General features: G+C 49.1%; 16 protein-coding genes and 1 pseudogene. 12 read left to right on the top strand and 5 right to left on the bottom strand.

Translation table 11 applies throughout. The annotated features are described in order from the left end of the window. Window positions 1-5: 5 nt before the first annotated feature. Window positions 6-659 (bottom strand): M48 family metallopeptidase, encoded by a 654-nt coding sequence (locus tag PQI28_RS09025; RefSeq protein WP_339963074.1) that lies wholly within the window; start codon window positions 657-659, stop codon window positions 6-8. 115 nt (window positions 660-774) lie between these two features. Between PQI28_RS09025 and PQI28_RS09020 the strand changes: the two genes are divergently transcribed. From PQI28_RS09020 to PQI28_RS09010, 3 genes are read left to right on the top strand one after another with little or no spacing between them, the layout of a single operon-like run. Further along, window positions 775-1947 carry a MalY/PatB family protein gene (locus PQI28_RS09020; RefSeq protein ID WP_339963073.1) on the top strand — a complete coding sequence of 391 codons (1173 nt, stop codon included), beginning with the start codon at window positions 775-777 and terminating at the stop codon, window positions 1945-1947. 55 nt (window positions 1948-2002) lie between these two features. Beyond that, window positions 2003-3214 (top strand): hypothetical protein, encoded by a 1212-nt coding sequence (locus PQI28_RS09015; RefSeq protein ID WP_339963072.1) that lies wholly within the window; start codon window positions 2003-2005, stop codon window positions 3212-3214. After that, complete coding sequence (locus tag PQI28_RS09010) at window positions 3211-4350, top strand: hypothetical protein (RefSeq protein WP_339963071.1); 1140 nt, start codon at window positions 3211-3213, stop codon at window positions 4348-4350. The genes PQI28_RS09015 and PQI28_RS09010 overlap by 4 nt, the downstream gene beginning before the upstream one ends. A 62-nt stretch (window positions 4351-4412) precedes the next feature. Here the strand turns inward: PQI28_RS09010 and PQI28_RS09005 are convergent, their stop codons facing one another. Together PQI28_RS09005 and PQI28_RS09000 are read right to left on the bottom strand one after the other, a co-directional pair. Further along, window positions 4413-5426, bottom strand: coding sequence for a tyrosine-type recombinase/integrase (locus PQI28_RS09005; RefSeq protein WP_074034446.1), 1014 nt, complete (start codon window positions 5424-5426; stop codon window positions 4413-4415). Next, window positions 5423-6003: pseudogene (locus tag PQI28_RS09000) on the bottom strand (GGDEF domain-containing protein). The gene PQI28_RS09005 and the pseudogene PQI28_RS09000 overlap by 4 nt, the downstream one beginning before the upstream one ends. 821 nt (window positions 6004-6824) lie before the next feature. Between PQI28_RS09000 and PQI28_RS08995 the strand changes: the two are divergent. The 3 genes from PQI28_RS08995 (at window position 6825) to parC (ending at window position 11731) form a co-directional block, all read left to right on the top strand. Then, on the top strand, window positions 6825-7229 hold the full coding sequence (locus tag PQI28_RS08995) for a CoA-binding protein (RefSeq protein ID WP_271304779.1): 405 nt from the start codon (window positions 6825-6827) through the stop codon (window positions 7227-7229). Window positions 7230-7355: 126 nt separating this feature from the next. Beyond that, on the top strand, window positions 7356-9323 hold the full coding sequence (gene parE / locus PQI28_RS08990) for a DNA topoisomerase IV subunit B (protein ID WP_339963070.1): 1968 nt from the start codon (window positions 7356-7358) through the stop codon (window positions 9321-9323). A 2-nt stretch (window positions 9324-9325) separates the two neighbouring features. Next, the gene (gene parC, locus PQI28_RS08985) at window positions 9326-11731 is read left to right on the top strand and encodes a DNA topoisomerase IV subunit A (RefSeq protein WP_339963069.1); all 2406 of its coding nucleotides are present in this window, start codon (window positions 9326-9328) and stop codon (window positions 11729-11731) included. Between the two features lie 32 nt (window positions 11732-11763). On the opposite strand, the gene PQI28_RS08980 is transcribed toward parC, so the two are convergent. After that, window positions 11764-12270, bottom strand: a complete 507-nt coding sequence (locus PQI28_RS08980; RefSeq protein WP_339963068.1) for a DinB family protein — start codon at window positions 12268-12270, stop codon at window positions 11764-11766. A gap of 130 nt (window positions 12271-12400) precedes the next feature. On the opposite strand from PQI28_RS08980, the gene PQI28_RS08975 reads away from it, so the two are divergent. Genes PQI28_RS08975 through PQI28_RS08965 form a run of 3 tightly spaced genes read left to right on the top strand, consistent with a single transcriptional unit; the run spans window position 12401 to window position 14212 of the window. Further along, the gene (locus PQI28_RS08975; protein WP_339963067.1) at window positions 12401-13018 is read left to right on the top strand and encodes an NUDIX hydrolase; all 618 of its coding nucleotides are present in this window, start codon (window positions 12401-12403) and stop codon (window positions 13016-13018) included. A 12-nt stretch (window positions 13019-13030) separates the two neighbouring features. Beyond that, window positions 13031-13744, top strand: a complete 714-nt coding sequence (locus PQI28_RS08970) for an MBL fold metallo-hydrolase (protein WP_339963066.1) — start codon at window positions 13031-13033, stop codon at window positions 13742-13744. A 15-nt stretch (window positions 13745-13759) separates the two neighbouring features. Then, window positions 13760-14212 carry a GNAT family N-acetyltransferase gene (locus tag PQI28_RS08965; RefSeq protein WP_214874400.1) on the top strand — a complete coding sequence of 151 codons (453 nt, stop codon included), beginning with the start codon at window positions 13760-13762 and terminating at the stop codon, window positions 14210-14212. A 110-nt stretch (window positions 14213-14322) separates the two neighbouring features. On the opposite strand, the gene PQI28_RS08960 is transcribed toward PQI28_RS08965, so the two are convergent. Continuing rightward, window positions 14323-14877 (bottom strand): GNAT family N-acetyltransferase, encoded by a 555-nt coding sequence (locus tag PQI28_RS08960; protein ID WP_339963065.1) that lies wholly within the window; start codon window positions 14875-14877, stop codon window positions 14323-14325. Between the two features lie 260 nt (window positions 14878-15137). Between PQI28_RS08960 and PQI28_RS08955 the strand changes: the two genes are divergently transcribed. From PQI28_RS08955 to PQI28_RS08945, 3 genes are all read left to right on the top strand, one after another. Next, a complete protein-coding gene (locus PQI28_RS08955) occupies window positions 15138-15986 on the top strand; it encodes a transporter substrate-binding domain-containing protein (RefSeq protein ID WP_339963064.1) in 849 nt (282 codons plus the stop codon). A gap of 9 nt (window positions 15987-15995) precedes the next feature. After that, a complete protein-coding gene (locus PQI28_RS08950; protein WP_214692406.1) occupies window positions 15996-16694 on the top strand; it encodes an amino acid ABC transporter permease in 699 nt (232 codons plus the stop codon). A gap of 116 nt (window positions 16695-16810) precedes the next feature. Then, the gene (locus PQI28_RS08945) at window positions 16811-17719 is read left to right on the top strand and encodes an AAA family ATPase (protein ID WP_214692405.1); all 909 of its coding nucleotides are present in this window, start codon (window positions 16811-16813) and stop codon (window positions 17717-17719) included. The last annotated feature ends 1 nt before the right edge of the window (window position 17720 follow it).

The raw sequence follows: 17720 nt of genomic DNA, 5'->3' as shown, positions 1-17720 counted from the left end.
ATGGGTCAGTCGGTTTTTTTGAGTTGTAATGTATGACCGTTCTGCTTCAACCAAGCTTTCGCTTGATCTGTTTTTGGATATACGGTACGTAACGTGTTCCAAAATGAGGCAGAATGGTCGAAGTGGACGAGATGCACCCATTCGTGAGCGATGACGTAGTCCATCATTTCTTTTGGTGCGAGCATGAGGCGGACGTTGATGGAGATGGTCCCATTTGAACTACATGACCCCCAACGTGTCTTTTGGTGACCGATCCGAATCTTTTTCGCTTTCACGCCTAAGATTCTTTCGTAAGTCGGTGCCCGCTCGGTCACATATTCAAGTGCGCGTTCGCATAGCCATGCCTCATAATGTTTAGACAGGGTGCTTTCGTCCCATGTCCCCGGTACGAAAAATGAGGAACCGTCATGTCTGAGTGTCGTGCCATCATCTTTTTTGGTCGGATAGCTTTTTCCATGAAAGACGAGCCCCTCATCAAGAACAGACGTCTGTTCCGGAAGATTGTGCCATGTATGACGAATCCATGAGTCGTGCTCTTCTAAAATGCGATCGACGACTCGTTTTGACAAACGTGCTGGGATACGTAGCTCGATGCCATTTGGTGTGACATAAAATGCGGCTTTTTTTCTTCGTTTATGTCTGACGATGTTGACGTTCATACATTACCTCCTCACTATATCTCGATTGAGTATAACGAAGTCGGCAAGAAACTGCCATGCTTTTTTGGCACGCAGTCGAATCAACTTTGATACAGTAAGAGGAGGAGGGATGAACATGAAATCAATTTTACAACAACAACTTGAACGTACTGGTACGAACTCAGTGAAGTGGGATGGGTTGGAGCGTTGGTTCCATCTGTCAGAAGAGGTCTTGCCGCTCTGGGTGGCCGACATCGATATCCGTACAGCACCGTCTATTTCGGAGGCACTCGCCAACAAGGCCGCTCAAGGAGAATTCGGCTATACCTTGTTCGCGCCTGAAGCGCAGGAAGCGGTTCGGTCTTGGTATGGACGACGTCACGATTTAGATGTTGACCCGAAACATGTCTTGTTCTCAAGTGGGGTCGTTCCCGCATTGACACATATCGTCGAGGCGCTAACGGAAGTCGGGGATGGTGTTGTCATTCAGTCACCCGTCTACCCACCTTTCCATGAACTCGTCATCGGTTCGAAGCGACAGGTGTTCGATGCGCCATTGAATGAGAACGATGGACGCTATGAGATGGACTTTGTCGCCTTGGAGGAAGCGATGAAACAAGCGAAGCTCTTCTTGCTCTGTTCTCCGCATAATCCGGTCGGACGTGTCTGGACGAGAGCAGAACTGGAAAAGGTCGTCGAGCTTGCAAATCAATATGATGTCATCGTCGTCGCAGATGAGATTCATGCGGATTTGACGTTCCCTTCTCACAAACATACTGCAATCGGCTCACTCGACCCCCGTGTCATCACGGTAAGTGCGCCCTCAAAAGCGTTTAATATCGCAGGTTTATTTGCATCTTACATCATCTGTCCGGTTGATGAATGGCGGAAACAGATCACGAAAGTACAGAACAAACATCACGTCCTCCCGACTCCGTTTGCGAATACAGCCATCATCGCGGCCTATACAGACAAACGTGCGGAGCAATGGCTCGATCAGTTACGTGAAGAACTCGAGCAACAAATGAGCGAGGTCATCGACTCGATTGAAACCTATCTACCGATGCTCCGTACGGCGCGTCCTGAGGCGAGCTATTTATTGTGGATCGACTTTTCGGAGCTCCCGATGTCTGCAGAGGAGAGAAAGTCTTGGCTACATCAAGACGTTCGAATCTTCTTGTCACCGGGTACTCCGTTCGGTCCTCAAGGTGAAGCGTTTGAACGGATGAATATCGGGACGCGTCGCGAATTGCTAGACGAGGCAATCCAACGTCTCAGCGCGCAAATGAAGCGAAAAGCGTTTGTGTAAAACGAGAATCGGGAAAAATTCACAATGAGATGATGAGAGAAAGTGAGTGGATGGGATGGAGACGATCAATTGGAAGAAAAAAATGGAGGAACAGTTAAGGCGCAGTGGATTCACCTTGCAAGTCGAAAACATGTCCAATATTCGCTTGACTGAGATTCATGCGAGCTCTTCTCCGTTGATTTCTTATCCGCTCCGTGTCCGATTGTATGAGCGGATGGGCTGGCTCATGTGTGCGGTCGATTCGCCGACTCTTGACCGAAACGAGGACCATCCCTTATTCGAGCGGATGGTGACAGCCGTGTTCGAACGAATCGTACGTCATTTATACAACGGATATGGATTCCATGTGCTGACGTTCATCGGTGATACCGGGAACTATATCGCCCCGAAAGATTCTGAGACGGGCGAGGTCGTCCGGCTCGTCGCTCACCTATGGAATGACCGCTCCTATATCCATCTTGAAACATTCGAGGAATATCCGGCCTTATATGTCACCCCACCGTGGGCCCACCAGGCGTATGCCATCGAGAGTACAGATGAAGAATGGGTCATTTACGCAGGTAGGGGGGGGAGACCATCGACCGATTATCGGGCGGATGGCGTCGAGTTAAAGCCTCATCGTCTGGCAGACGGTGAACTCTTTTTTCCGGTCGACCGCATCTCAAAACACAAAGGCACACTCGCTCTTGCCGAATGGCTCCGACTCGAGCGGAGAGAAGTTGAGGACTTCATGATGTCGTTCATGCAGACGATTCGAAAGTTCGACCCTTCGTTCGGATTCGCATGGGGTGGTACAGAGACGTTCTTTCACGGCGTGCCGGTCGAGCCTTATGCGCAAGTACTCAGACTCGAGAGCGGGAAGCGTCGCTATCGCGTTATGAACAATACGGCGAAGCGATTGTTTGCGGTATCGGATGACCCTAACGAATGTCTCAAGGAAGTGAGTCAGACGCTAGGAACGATCACGTTACCGGAACGACGGGTCTCAGCACTTGGCCAACTGATTATGGGGATTTGGCAACAGTTCGAGACCGATGAAGAGACGTATATCCAAGAAGTCGCATATCGGGACATCTCAAAATTTCAGATGGAAGAGAAAATCGGTCATGCTCTGGCGAATCAACAGCGTATTCGTTGGATCGATAAGAATCATCCACACCAGAATGTGATTGAATATGCCCATCTCCGTATCACGTTCCCGAAACGACCACCGGGCCTTGTCACTGTCGAACCTGCTGAATCTGGACATGAAAGAGGTGCTTTATGAGAATTGTGGACGCACGTGCCATGCCGATCGACCATGAGGATTTGATTGCTGTCACATCATCATCGGTCTACTATCGGGAAAAGAAAGATGAGACGACTTTCTCCCTCTATCGTTTTGATGAAGAGGACGGGATGATTACCCAGTTGAACCGTCGTCCCTATGAAGACTATGGCTATTCGAAACTCTTCGTGGATGGGGACGTCGTGTACTTCTTAAGCGAGATCCCAGACGGCGAGGGAATCATCAAGACAGAGTTGATCGCGTTCTCTTATAAAGCAGGGAAAGAAGAAATTGTAACGACATTTGAGAAGAGAGGGAATAGCACGCTATTCTGGGTACTCGACCATCGTTACTTCCTCTTTTTGACGGCGTTTGATTCGTCTGATGAGGCATGGTTGTATGATCGGGTGACCGGTCAGCGTGAGCGCATTCGGGACGAGCGTCTAGTCGGGAAGACGGAACGATTCCGTGAGCTGTATTTGTTCACGACGACATTCGCGGGTATCGCTTATATCGTCTGTAACGCCAGACTCGATGAATTTGACTACTATGATGCACTCGACAATGGACGAGTCTCTCCGGACGACCCGATTGACCATTCTGAGGCGCTACTCATCTGTCCGCTCGAGGAGGCGATCGAGGCAATCTGGGATCAGCGGGATGAATTGCCATTCGATGATGTTCTCCGATTGCAAGGGGAAGGCGATACGGTACAATACCTTGGAGAGAACGAAGGTACCCTTCGATTTTCTTCGTTCGTCGACTCTTTGAACGAAGAAGTCATCTATGATTTGACGGCACCTGACGTGTTACACGAAGTATCGGTTGTCGACTGGGGTGCATATGAACCGCTCGACTTCACGTATGACGATGTCAGTTCGACAATCTTTATTAAGGTAGATGAGAGTGACATGCATACGGAAGTCATTGATATCGCGACTGGGGCACGTTATATCGATGTGGAACCGTTCGAACGCGTGATCGGTCGTCGTTATCTCGTGCATGAGTATACGGAGGGTCTTACGAGCGGCGTCGTCATTTTCGATTTAGAGACAGAGGAACGCATTGCATATGAAAATGCCTATTATATGGTCATCGATGATGCCATATTAATCCTGTCCATGTCGAGCACATAAATATAAACACCACCCATTTATTAGGTGGTGTTTATATTTGGATATATAGTTGACATAACATATTATTGTAAACCTGATATCGCGTGTTTTTTACGCTCGTCACCAATATGGGCATACACTTGTGTCGTGGCCACCGATTCATGACCAAGCAGTTGTTGAATCGTCAATACATCGATTCCGCTCATCGCCAGTCGTGTAGCAAACGTGTGGCGAAGCTTATGGGGTGTCACTTGTTTATATGACAAGAAAGGGAGATATGGTTTCAATCGATCGATATGGCCTTTTAACACGTGTTGAACCGTACGAACGGCGATTCGTTTCCCTTTTTCATTCTGAAATAACGCACCTTCACGTGACAATTGACGGTATTCGATGAGCAGGGGCTGAAGAGGACCTGCTATCGGGATGAGGCGTTCCTTGTTCCCTTTACCGATGACACGGATGGTCTCAGTCTCGAAGTTAATATCGGTCCAATTGAGTCCGACGAGTTCCGACACGCGCATACCCGTCAGTCCGAGAAGTTGGATGATCAAGAAGTCACGTTCACGATTTGCCTCATACCAGCTCGCCTCACGGTTCGTCATCCCGACATTGCTGCGGACAAGCGTCGAGAAGTCGAGCCACTCTGACTCTGTCAAATAGATCGGGTTCCGTTTGCCTCGCTTCGGGCGCTCCACGGCCTGGAATGGATTGATCGTGGCCTGATTTGTCTCAATCAAATAATTAAAGAGTGATTGTAACGTGGAGAGTTTTCGATTGATGACACTCGGGGCGTTCTCGAGCTCAAGGGCGAGATAAGTCGCATATGCTTCTGCACCCGCGTGATCGATTTCCGTAAATGCCGCCAAATCAATTGTCTCGGGTTCTAACTCAGTCCCGCTCACGTGTTCGACCCAACGGAAGAAATCCAATACATCATAGACATAGCGTTGAGCGGTCTGTTTGGAGTAGTGCTTAGCCGCTAAGTGGTGGAAGAACTGTTGGATGAACACAGGTAATCGGTGCAATCCGTTCAGCTCAAATCGCTTCAAGTTCGTTGTTGTCGGCCGTTGTCCGAGTTGACGGAAGATACTCATTGAACCCCTCCTTTTCTTACGTATCTAACTTGATTCTTTCCATTTTGTTTTCCTTCTCGCAGATAATCATCTGCCTCTTTCACGATCTCCTCTAGCGTATCGAACTGTTTACGTACGGCAAGTCCGAATGTCATCGTGATATGGAGTTGTTCACCTTCGTATTCCAAACGTGTGGATGCGATTTGATGTCGCAACTGTTCCGTTATGGCGTAAACGTCACCAGACGAGTTTGTATAGAAGAGCAAAAACTCTTCACCACCCCAGCGTACGGCAAGCCCGTCAACTGAAGACAGGATGGATGCGACTTGTTGAATGACACGGTCTCCCAATCGTGGCCATATGTCTCATTGAACGACTTGAATCCGTCGATGTCACATAGCGCAATGGCATAAGAGATGCCGTCGAGACTAGCCTGCTCGATTGATTCCGAGACGCGTTCGTGCCCGATTTTTCGATTCAGTAGCCCTGTCAATCCGTCTGTCGAAGCGAGAACTTGCAATTGCTCGTTCGATCGCTCGAGTTCATCCGTCACCTCGACGACGGCCGATTCAAAGATGAAAGAAAGACCGGCGATCATCATGACCGTCGAAAGGATACAAAAGAGCCCGAGTGCCTGTTCAATATGTTGCGGTAAAGTCACCATTCCGTCTGACACATTGACGAAGAGGATGCTATAAATCACCATTGCGAGAGTAGTCGTAAAGATTCGTTGCCCTTTTGTCACGCTCGGCATGAAAAAGACGCCATAGGCCATCATGAGTATGAAGTAATGCATGTTGACATCCCAACCGAGAATGATGGTCGAGATGATTGCGTTATACACGACTTCGATGAACAGCCCGGTAAAGAAAATGCCGTACCATCGTTTATGTACAAAATAAAATGAAATCGTGTAATATAGGACGCTCACTCCATTAGAGATGAACAAGGAGGTTACATCCAATCGCCAGAATAACAGACAAAACAAGATATGAACGAACCAGGCGATGAGGTTGCCATAAAACATGATGCGTTCATTATACAGCGTTCCGCGACGGGCATCATAAATTGTTCCCATCTCACACCTCCTCTCATTCAGTATAGCGAAAGAACGCTTCTTTTTATATAAAAGTCATCAAAATCATCCATGAAAAGACCTTATAACACGTCCTTATCATTGCGTGAAATAGATATTTCACGCAATGTTTGTGAGTTACATGATTGTTTCTGAATCGAGTGGTTAATCGACCAATAAGTTTTATCGCAAAATAAATGGTAGACAATAATTTGTTATGTAAACCATATTGATTTGTCTTGAAATTGTAATGTTGAACCATTATACCTTATGATGAAAATAGGACTTGAAACGGCAAGTCAGGTAACGTTACACTGTAAACGTAAACCAAAGGGGGATTTTGGATGGATGATCAGCGTTTGAAGCAACTTTTGTCTGAAGCGAAGACCATCGCGGTCGTCGGCGTGTCCGACAACCCGAACAAGACGGCCAACCAGATTGCGGAGTACTTACTTCGTGTCGGGTATACCGTCATCCCTGTCAACCCGATGCTCGAAGAGTGGAACGGTCGCAAGGCATATCCGTCCGTCGAGAGCATCCCGGGTAGAATCGATATCGTCGACGTGTTCCGTCGCAGTGAGTTTTTAGCAGGTGTCGCGGAAGATGCGGTACGACATGGGGATGTCGGGCTCGTCTTCAACCAGCTTGGCCTCTCAAGTTCAGAGGCGGAGCAAATTGCACGCGATGCCGGGCTCGATTACATCGAGAACCGCTGCCTGTACGTGGAGCATGCTCGTCTACTCGGATAAGACCTACCTCCTTGGTAGGTCTCCTTTTTTTCAGCAACGGCTGACAAGGGAGGCTTGCCAGAATCGATGAACAGCTATACAATAGGAAAGAAAAACGAACGTGTGTTCGAAATTGAGGTGACTGCTATGTCAACAGATCTATTTAATTACAATGAAGACGCCATCCAGGTGCTCGAAGGACTCACGGCCGTACGAAAACGACCGGGGATGTACATCGGGTCAACCGACCATCGCGGGCTTCACCATCTCGTGTATGAGATCGTCGACAATGCGATCGATGAGGCGCTCGCCGGGTTCGGTGGTCAAATCGATGTGACGATTCATAAGGACGATGCGATCACGGTCCGTGACCACGGACGTGGGATGCCGACAGGGATGCACGCCTCTGGAAAACCGACACCTGAAGTCATTTTTACCGTTCTCCATGCTGGTGGAAAGTTCGGGCAAGGCGGTTATAAGACGTCGGGCGGTCTCCATGGTGTTGGTGCCTCGGTCGTCAACGCACTCTCGAGCAAGGTCGTCGTGACCATCCATCGTGACGGGAAAGTGTTCGAGCAGACATTCGCGGACGGCGGTGTCCCACAGACGACACTCCTTGAGACGGGCAAGACGCGCCAGACCGGGACGAGCGTCTATTTTAAACCGGATGCAACCATCTTCTCGACGACAACGTATAACTATGACACGCTCGCCGAACGCCTTCGTGAATCGGCTTTCCTATTAAAAGGATTGACGATTACGCTGACGGACGAGCGTACCGATAAACAAGAGACGTTCCATTACGAGGATGGGATCGCTGAATTCGTTCAATATTTAAATGACGATAAGGCGACGCTTCACCCGATCGTCTACTTCGAAGGGACAGAGAACGAGATTGAGATCGAGCTCGCATTCCAGTTCACAGACGCCTATTCTGAGAACGTCCTTTCTTTCGTCAACAACGTCCGTACGCGTGACGGTGGGACGCATGAGGTCGGCGCAAAGACGGCGATGACCCGGATCATGAATGAATATGCGCGTAAGAACGGATTGCTCAAAGAGAAGGACAAGAACCTAGACGGCGGCGACGTCCGTGAGGGACTCACGCTCATCGTCTCGGTCCGAATCCCTGAAGAATTCCTCCAGTTCGAGGGCCAAACGAAGTCGAAACTCGGCTCTCCAGAGGCGCGCGCGAGTGCGGATAGCGTCATGGCGAAGCAACTGACGATCTTCCTAGAAGAGAACCCACAGATGGCCACGATGCTAATCAAAAAGGCGATTCGCGCGGCTCAGGCGCGTGAGGCGGCACGAAAAGCACGTGAAGAGGCACGGAACGGTAAGAAGAAGAAACGTTCGAGCATCTTGAACGGGAAATTGACGCCGGCGACATCGAAGAATGCCGCGAAGAACGAACTGTTCCTCGTCGAGGGTGACTCGGCCGGCGGTTCCGCCAAACAAGGGCGTGACCGGACGTTCCAAGCCATCCTTCCGTTACGCGGGAAGGTCATCAACTCCGAGAAGTCAAAACTCCAGGACATCATGAAGAATGAAGAAATCAATACGATCATCCACGCGATCGGTGCCGGAGTCGGTCATGATTTCGATTTGGATGACTGTAACTTCGACAAGATCATCATCATGACGGATGCCGATACAGATGGTGCGCATATCCAAGTGCTCCTTCTCACGTTCTTCTTCCGTTATATGCGACCGCTCGTTGAGGCGGGCCGTGTGTTCGTCGCCTTGCCACCGCTCTATCGCATCTCAAAAGGGAAAGGCAAGTCCGAGCAGTTCGACTACGCATGGGACGAAGAGGCGCTCGAGAAGTTGGTCAAAGTGTATAAGAAAGGCTATATCCTCCAGCGCTATAAAGGTCTCGGTGAGATGAACGCGGACCAGTTATGGGAGACGACGATGAATCCGGATACCCGTACGCTCATCCGTGTCACGGTGGACGACGCGGCCGTCGCGGACAAGCGTGTCTCGGTCTTGATGGGCGACAACGTCACGCATCGCCGTGAGTGGATCGAGGAGAACGTCGCCTTCGGACTCCAGGAAGATGATTCGATCATCGCCAATGAACATGTGACTAAAGCGATTGAGGAAGTGATGTAACGATGTCTACGATTCAACACATTTTAAACTTATCTCTCGAACAGGTCGTCGGTGACCGGTTCGGGCGTTATTCAAAATATATCATTCAAGACCGTGCCTTGCCGGACGCACGCGACGGGCTAAAGCCCGTACAACGTCGTATCCTTTATGCGATGCACCATGAGGGGAATACGAACGACAAGCCGTACCGAAAGTCTGCGAAGACGGTCGGGAACGTCATCGGGAACTATCACCCGCACGGTGACTCGTCCGTCTATGAGGCGATGGTACGTCTCTCTCAGGACTGGAAGCTACGCTATCCGCTCATCGACATGCATGGGAACAACGGGTCGATGGACGGTGACCCGGCAGCGGCCATGCGTTATACGGAAGCGCGTCTCTCGAAGATTGCTGGGGTCATGCTGACGTCGATCGCGAAGAATACGGTCGACTATACGCCGAACTTTGATGATTCGACGGAGGAGCCGCTCGTCTTGCCGTCACTCCTCCCGAACTTGCTCATGAACGGGACGACAGGGATCTCAGCGGGTTATGCGACAGAAATCCCGCCGCATAACTTGACGGAAGTGCTCAACCTCGCCATCGCACGCTTGAAAGGTCAGGTCGATACGGCTAAAGACGCCCTCGAGTATGTCACAGGACCTGACTTCCCGACCGGAGGAACGGTCATGGGGAAAGAAGGCATCCTGAAGGCGTTCGAGACCGGCAAGGGTAAGGTCATCATCCGCGCGAAATCAGAGATTGAGCAGCTAAAAGGCGGCCGTGAACAAATCACGATCACAGAACTCCCCTATGAAGTGAACAAGGCGAACCTCGTCAAAAAGATGGAAGAGCTCCGTCTCGACAAAAAGGTCGAAGGTGTCGCGGAAGTCCGTGACGAGACAGACCGGACCGGCCTTCGTGTCGTCATCGAATTGAAGAAAGAGGCAGACGCGGAAGGTGTCCTTCACTTCTTCTTGAAGCATACGGACCTGCAGCTCGCCTATAACTACAATATGGTCTCCATCGTGAACCGGACACCAAAACAGATGGGCATCATCCCAATCATCGACGCCTATTTGAAGCACGTCGAAGAAGTAGTGACACGTCGCACAACGTTTGAACTCGAACAGGCGAAAAAACGAGCTGAAATCGTCGATGCCTTGGAGCAAGCCATCTCGGTCCTCGATGAGACGCTCGAATTGATCCGTTCCGCAAAAGATAAAGCGGACGCGAAGAAGAAACTGATGGAGCGGTTCTCATTCACGGAACGCCAGGCCGAAGCGGTCGTCATGCTCCAATTGTATCGACTCACGAACACGGACATCGTCGAGTTGCAAAAAGAAGCGAAGGCGCTCCAAAAAGAGATCGCTCGCCTCTCGAACATTCTTGACGTGGATGCGACGAAACGAAAGTTGATTGTGAAAGAACTCACGGCGCTACGTGATGAGTTCGGGGATGACCGTCGCTCGGTCATCGAGTCGGAAGTCGAAGAATTGAAGCTGAAGACGGAAGTCATGATCGCCGTCGAGGAGACGATGGTCTTCGTCAGCCGTGACGGATATGTTAAACGTGCCTCGATGCGCTCATACGGCGCCTCAAGTGACGTCTTACCGGAGATGAAGGATAAAGACCGTCCTCTCCTCATGACACAAGCGATGACGACAGACCACTTGCTCGTCTGGACGAACAAAGGGAGCTACCTCCTCATCCCAATCCATCAGATCCCTGAATCGAAGTGGAAGGATGCCGGTCAGCACGTTGCCAACCTCGTCCCGATCGAAGGGGAACAGGTCATCTCGGCAGACGTCGTCTCGACGTTCGAGACAGATGCCCATTGCCTCTTCGTGACGAAAGACGGCATGGTCAAGCGTACGTCGTTACGCGACTATGACGCGCAGCGGAAGTCGAAGCCGCTCATGGCCTTGAAGCTAAAAGGTGACGATGAGGTCGTCTTCGCAGGGATCAGTGACGGTCCTGGGCAATTGTTCCTCGTCTCCGAGCGTGGATACGGCCTCTGGTTCAAAGAAGATGACGTCCCGGTCGTCGGACAGCGGGCAGCCGGTGTGAAAGCGATGAACTTGAAAGATGGTGACGTCGTCGCCGATGCCTTCTCGTTCTTTACGCCACCGTTATTCGTCCTCGTGACGCAGCGAGGAGCGGTCAAGAAGATGAAACTTGAAGACCAGTTCGATTGCACGAACCGAAACCTTCGCGGAACGATGCTCATTCGTGAGGTCAAATCAAAACCGCACCAAATCCGTCGTGTGCTCCCTGTACATGGGGATGAGACATTGCATATCGTTGGAAAAGAGAAAGCAAAACAAGTGAAGACAAAAACACTCACGCTACTTGATCGCTATGCCAACGGATCGTTCGTCTTCGACGAAGATTCATTCGGTGAGATCGAGGACGTATATCTCGATTAAAGAAAAGACCTGTCGTTCGGCATAATCGCCGCTCACAGGTCTTTTTGTGTTAGCCATCCTTCTAGTTCTTGTTGCTGTCGACGGTGATGCCGTGTATGCATCTCGACAAGCTCGAACCACTCTCTCGCGTTCAACCAGCCGAATCCACCGTGAAAGGTCTTCCAATCGTCTGTGGCGTCGCCTAGACGGGTTAATAACGCATCCATCCTTGAAATCAAGGTGGTCATTCGCTCCAGTAACTGCTCATTCGTATCGGTATTGTTCGGAGGTTGGTTCATCTCGGGAGGGAGTTCGATTTTAATTGGAGGAAATTCACCTTCTCGAAACAACTTTTTCCCAAATGATGTCTTCTCTCCACCGAGTTGGCCGTCTTCTTGAAGACAACGGTCGACTTCATCTAAATACTCATTCGCGACCAACATGATATGATCGTACATCTGACCAATTGACCAAATCGTAGGGGAGCATTTATAACGTAAGTCGGGTTCTGAATAATGTAACAAAGTTTCTTGGAAATGAGTCAGTTCATAACGATTCATGCTGCACCTCTCCTCTGTTTTCTTACAGTATACGTGACTTATCCGAGTCTTCGGGGAATATAAATCTAAAAAGGAGGATCGGATTGATTTGCCGAAAGAAACATGTAGGACAAATGATAGGGGGATCTATATGTCTCAATGGCTGACGTGGGCGAAACGGATTCAGGCGCTGTCTCAGGCCGGTCTGACGTTCACACGTGATCAATATGACCGAGAACGATATGAAGAACTCCAAGAGATTGCAAAAGAGATGTATGAACGACATTCGGACTTACCGAACGAGGCCGTCTCTCAATTGGTCCATGTTCAAGGGTATCCGACACCGAAGCTCGATGTACGGGGCGTTGTCTTCAAAGGGGACCGATTGTTACTCGTCAAGGAGCGGTCGGACGGGTTATGGACACTACCAGGTGGTTTCTGTGAGGTGAACCGTTCTCCTGCTGCGAATATCATCAAAGAAGTCGAAGAAGAGGCCGGCTTGGATGTCATTCCGGTGCGGTTACTCGCCTTATTTGATATGCACGAACATCCACACCCGCCACTTTCTGAGCACTATTACAAACTCTTCATCGAGTGTGCATTGATCGGTGACGGGGAAGGCGCTGCCGGCGTAGAGACGACGGATGTCGGATTCTTTGAACGCGACCATTTACCAGAGCTCTCCCTTGCCCGAAACACGCTCGAACAGATTCATATGTGCTTCGACGCGCACTGGCAAGAAGATGACTGGACCACCTTATTCGATTAGGAGGATTTTTTGATGAAAGTGAGACGATACGGACATATCCACCAACTAACCTTTTACGCTCCCGTTCTTCCGATCAACGTCCAGCTGATCGAACATGAACTCGGGCTCGTCTTGATCGACACGGCGCTAAAACGGAATGCGGCACATATTCTGGCGTATATTGAAGAACTCGACAAACCGCTCCTTGCCATTTTATTGACGCATGCCCACGGAGACCATGTCGGCGGGGTAGATGCCATCAAAGCGGAGCATCCACTCGCAGAACTGTTCATCTCCCGGCGTGATGCCCGCTTACTATCTGGAGACCGTTCACTAGATGAGGAAGAAGAGCACAAGATACGGGGTTCCTTGCCGACGATTCGTTCTACACCAGATACGTTGTTAGATCCCGGGGAGCGGCTATTCGGTCTACGTGTTCTTGCAGCAAGTGGTCATACACCAGGATCAATTGCATTTTACGATGAAACGAATCGGGTGTTATTCGCTGGAGACGCTTTTCAGTCGCAAGGAGGGGCCGCAGTGGCGGGGGACGTCCGTCCGTTGTTCCCGATGCCTGGTCTTGCGACATGGAACCGATCCGTTGCTGTAGGGAGTGCGGAGCGATTGATTGATTTGTCACCATTCTTGACCTTTGTCGGGCATGGTCCGCCACTTAAAGGGACACATCGTCTCTATTTGGCACTGAAGCGGGCGAAACGCAAACAGGCAAGGAAGTTTACTCGATAATGGAGGGGTGAGACGATGCAATTAAAAGAAATCCCGATCCATCAATTCGAACAGGCCCAGCAGATGCTCGAGATTCAGCGGAATGCATATGCTGTTGAAGCGGAATTGCTCGGATTTGACGAGATTCCGGCACGATATGAGACGATTGATGTCATTCAAAACTTGCCAGGTACGAGCTATGGATTGTATGTCGAGGAGCGGTTGATTGGATTTGTCACCATTGAAGCATCCGAAAACACGGTGGAGATCACAAAACTTTGTATTGATCCGACATATTTTCGGGCGAGACTGGCGACAACGCTACTTGAGCACGTGTTGAGTATTCATAAAGGACAGCTCGTATACGTGCATACGGGCAAACATAACGGGCCCGCCAAGCGTCTATATACGAAACTCGGATTTGAGCGAAGTACTGAATTTGAACCAGAACCCGGTGTCACATTAATTCGATATACACACTCATCTTAAATTTCAATCTCATCTCACTATCATAAGTATACTAAGATAATGAGATGAGACTTTATTTTTACTGATAATATATGTTATGTAAACTAATAAAAAAAGAGTATGAACATACTCTATTTATAATTGCCCCCTTCTTCGAAAATCTTGTACCAATACAAGGTCAAATCAATCTGTGGATTCGCGTATTGTTTCATTGTATCGACTCCTCCGAGCTGAAATCCCTCTTTTCTATAAAAGCGACATGCAATCAAGTTATCGTTCTGTGCCTCAAGAGATAATCCAGTCAAGTCTCTCTCTTTAGCCCATCTTTCTGCCGTCACAAGTAGCATTCGTCCAATCCCTAGTTTACGGTGTGTCTTTCTGACCGCAATATTTTCTATGTATGCAAATCGATTCCAATCCTTCACGAGCCGGATTTGCCCGACACATTCATCATTGTCCATCGCTAAATATACGATACGATTGTCTTGTTCCATATAATGTCGCCAATCAATCTGATCGTCTGGGAATGATATTTCCTTTCTGTTATCATAAAGTTCTTCTACATATGTCCATTCTCCGTTCATATAACTTGGGATGATTCGACCGATGATTGGAAATGGGTCATTCGCGTCATTCACTTGATTGATATGTGACTCATTTAGTACATTTAGTTGAATACGACTCATCCGTTCCACCTCTTCTTATAATAGGATTATTTCCATTTGTTCATTTCGATTAACCTAGTTGTTATGTCAGTTGAAAACCTGTTTCATTAATTAATGATATCTGTATTATAGAAATGAATTTCGCATTCAACGGAATGATAGCGCTTTATGAATAAACGTTTCAATTATATCTTAAAGCTGTTCAATCTGTAACTCACAGTTGCTAGACCGCTGAAGTCATGCTATTTTTAGACAGATGAAGCATCTAAGGAGGAATTCTTGTGAAACGAACAACAAAAGGTTTGGCAGCAACATTGTTTTTAGCAATCCCACTTGCCGCTTGTGGTGATGATAGCACGAATCAAGCAGATACGACACGTTGGGAAGAAATTCAAGAAGAAGGAACGTTGACAGTCGGAACGGCTGGTACGCTCTACCCCGCTTCTTTCCGTGAAGAAGAGAGTGATACGTTGACAGGTTTTGACGTGGAACTCATGAAAGAGATCGCAAAGCGCCTCGAGCTTGAAGTCGAGTTCAAAGAAATGGCATTTGACAACATGTTGACAAGCGTTCAAAACGGTCAAATCGACATCGCGGCAAACGATATCTCGGTCACCGAAGACCGCAAGGAAAAGTTTGCTTTCTCGAAACCGTATAAGTACACATACGGAACAGCCATCGTTCGGAAGAGCGACCTTTCAGGCATTGAATCGCTTGAAGATTTGAAAGGCAAAAAAGCCGCTGGTGAAGCGACGACCGTCTTCATGGATGTGGCACGTCAATACGGAGCTGAAGAAGTCATCTATGACAACGCGACGAACGACCAGTACTTGCGTGATGTCTCGACAGGACGTACCGATGTCATCTTGAACGATTACTATCTTCAAACGCTTGCTCTCGCCTTCTTCCCAGAGTTTGATATCACGATTCACCCTGATATCGCTTATAACCCGCAAGAAGTCGCATTCTTGATAGATAACGAAAACGACGAGCTTCAAGAAAATATCGACCGTGTATTAGAAGAGATGCTCGAGGACGGTACGGTCAAAGAGTTGTCAGAGCAATTCTACAACGGGGCCGACGTCTCGGTTGAACCTGATGTGGACGCGACAATCGTCGAGACGAAATAAGGAAATGATATGACGTTCTCAGACATCAAATGGGACGCCATCTTTGACGTAGACCTAGCCATCGAGTCGTTCCCTTATCTGTTAGGCGGATTACCGAACACGCTTTGGATTTCCTTTACGAGCATGTTTTTCGGTCTTGTGCTCGGTCTGATATTGGCGCTTGGGAAGTTGTCTCCGACGCGACTCCTTCGCTATCCATCGACATTTTATATCTCGTTCATGCGTGGTGTGCCCATTCTGATCATCTTGTTCATCCTCTATTCGGGATTCCCGTTCATCGGCATTGAGTTTGCCGCATTGACGGCAGCCATTCTCGGGTTTAGTTTGAACTCTGCCGCCTATATCGCCGAGATTATCCGCTCGTCAATCCGTGCAGTTGATGACGGACAGGTGGAAGCGGCCCGTTCGCTCGGGATGGGGAAATGGTTGACGCTCAAAGGTGTCGTCCTACCTCAGGCGACACGGATCGCCCTTCCCCCGCTCTCGAACGTCTTTCTCGATTTGATCAAAGCGAGTTCTCTTGCGGCGATGATCACTGTCCCGGAGATCTTCAATAAAGCAAAAATCGTCGGGGGTCGTGAGTTTGATTATATGACGGTCTATATCGTCGTGGCATTGATTTACTGGGCGATTTGTACGTTCATGTCGTTTTTCCAAGAGTGGCTCGAACGTCATTTCGAACGATATTTAGATTCTCCAAAACGATGACTGACTGGCTGATGCCGGTCGGTCTTTTTTAGATTATCGTCGGATTTTCCGCACACCTCAATCGTCGATTATGCTATGATTTTCTTAATTATCAGAAAAATATAGGGGGATTTTGAATGGTGCATCCATGGGTTTCACATTTAAATGATCAAGTCATCGGGCAATCAAAAGCAATCAAACTTGCTTCGATCGCATTATTATCAGGAGGACACGTGTTACTGGAAGATCGTCCAGGAACAGGAAAAACGACTCTCGCCCGAAGTCTCGCGAGTTCCGTATCGGCAACGTTTCAGCGTGTCCAATGTACACCGGATACATTACCAAGTGACATTTTAGGAATGGAATTGTTCAATCCGACAACGGGGGCGTTCGAACGTCGGACAGGACCTATCTTTACTTCTATCCTTCTCGTCGATGAAATCAATCGGACGACACCGCGTACGCAATCGGCCTTACTTGAGGCGATGCAAGAACGTCAAGTGACGCTCGGGGAAGTGTCACTTCAATTACCGGAACCGTTCTTTATGATTGCCACACAAAACCCGTTCGATGGGCAAGGGACATTTCCGCTTCCACAAGCACAATTGGATCGATTCCTGTTCAAATTGACACTTGCGCCCCTGTCACGAGATTCAGAGCGTCGTTTGATTCGAAATGAGCATCTGTCGACAGAGCCATTCTCGCTTCAACGTGACGAGCTGTTGAAGATGCAACAAGAAGTACGCGACGTGAAGTTCCATGAGGCGATGGAGGACTATCTCCTCGATTTGATGGAGTCACTCCGTCACCACCGGGATATCGAGGTGGGTCCGAGTCCGCGAGCGACCCTTGCCTATACGATGGCGGCTCGGGCACATGCCTATATGGAAGGACGAGACTTCGTTTCACCAGAAGACATCCGAGCGCTCGCTCTTCCGATCCTAGGACATCGAATCGTCTTGACGGTCGAAGCTTCCTTGAAGACGAAACCGACGAAGCTCATCAAATCTGTACTCGAGACCATCCCGGTCCCATCAGAGGTGTAAG

It is taken from the genome of Exiguobacterium sp. USCH10 (genome assembly GCF_037619445.1).
GTDB classification, from domain to species: Bacteria; Bacillota; Bacilli; order Exiguobacteriales; family Exiguobacteriaceae; genus Exiguobacterium; species Exiguobacterium aestuarii_A.
Note: the sequence above shows the minus strand (reverse complement) of the source record. Positions and strands in the feature narration are given on the sequence as shown.

Bases quoted from the DNA above. Each gene is read 5' to 3' on its own strand.
- PQI28_RS09020 (WP_339963073.1), top strand. From the start codon at position 775: ATGAAATCAATTTTACAACAACAACTTGAACGTACTGGTACGAACTCA.
- PQI28_RS09010 (WP_339963071.1), top strand. From the start codon at position 3,211: ATGAGAATTGTGGACGCACGTGCCATGCCGATCGACCATGAGGATTTG.
- PQI28_RS09005 (WP_074034446.1), bottom strand. From the start codon at position 5,426: ATGAGTATCTTCCGTCAACTCGGACAACGGCCGACAACAACGAACTTG.
- parE (WP_339963070.1), top strand. From the start codon at position 7,356: ATGTCAACAGATCTATTTAATTACAATGAAGACGCCATCCAGGTGCTC.
- PQI28_RS08950 (WP_214692406.1), top strand. From the start codon at position 15,996: ATGACGTTCTCAGACATCAAATGGGACGCCATCTTTGACGTAGACCTA.
- PQI28_RS08980 (WP_339963068.1), bottom strand. From the start codon at position 12,270: ATGAATCGTTATGAACTGACTCATTTCCAAGAAACTTTGTTACATTAT.
- parC (WP_339963069.1), top strand. From the start codon at position 9,326: ATGTCTACGATTCAACACATTTTAAACTTATCTCTCGAACAGGTCGTC.
- PQI28_RS09025 (WP_339963074.1), bottom strand. From the start codon at position 659: ATGAACGTCAACATCGTCAGACATAAACGAAGAAAAAAAGCCGCATTT.
- PQI28_RS08945 (WP_214692405.1), top strand. From the start codon at position 16,811: ATGGTGCATCCATGGGTTTCACATTTAAATGATCAAGTCATCGGGCAA.
- PQI28_RS08975 (WP_339963067.1), top strand. From the start codon at position 12,401: ATGTCTCAATGGCTGACGTGGGCGAAACGGATTCAGGCGCTGTCTCAG.
- PQI28_RS09015 (WP_339963072.1), top strand. From the start codon at position 2,003: ATGGAGACGATCAATTGGAAGAAAAAAATGGAGGAACAGTTAAGGCGC.
- PQI28_RS08970 (WP_339963066.1), top strand. From the start codon at position 13,031: ATGAAAGTGAGACGATACGGACATATCCACCAACTAACCTTTTACGCT.
- PQI28_RS08965 (WP_214874400.1), top strand. From the start codon at position 13,760: ATGCAATTAAAAGAAATCCCGATCCATCAATTCGAACAGGCCCAGCAG.
- PQI28_RS08995 (WP_271304779.1), top strand. From the start codon at position 6,825: ATGGATGATCAGCGTTTGAAGCAACTTTTGTCTGAAGCGAAGACCATC.
- PQI28_RS08960 (WP_339963065.1), bottom strand. From the start codon at position 14,877: ATGAGTCGTATTCAACTAAATGTACTAAATGAGTCACATATCAATCAA.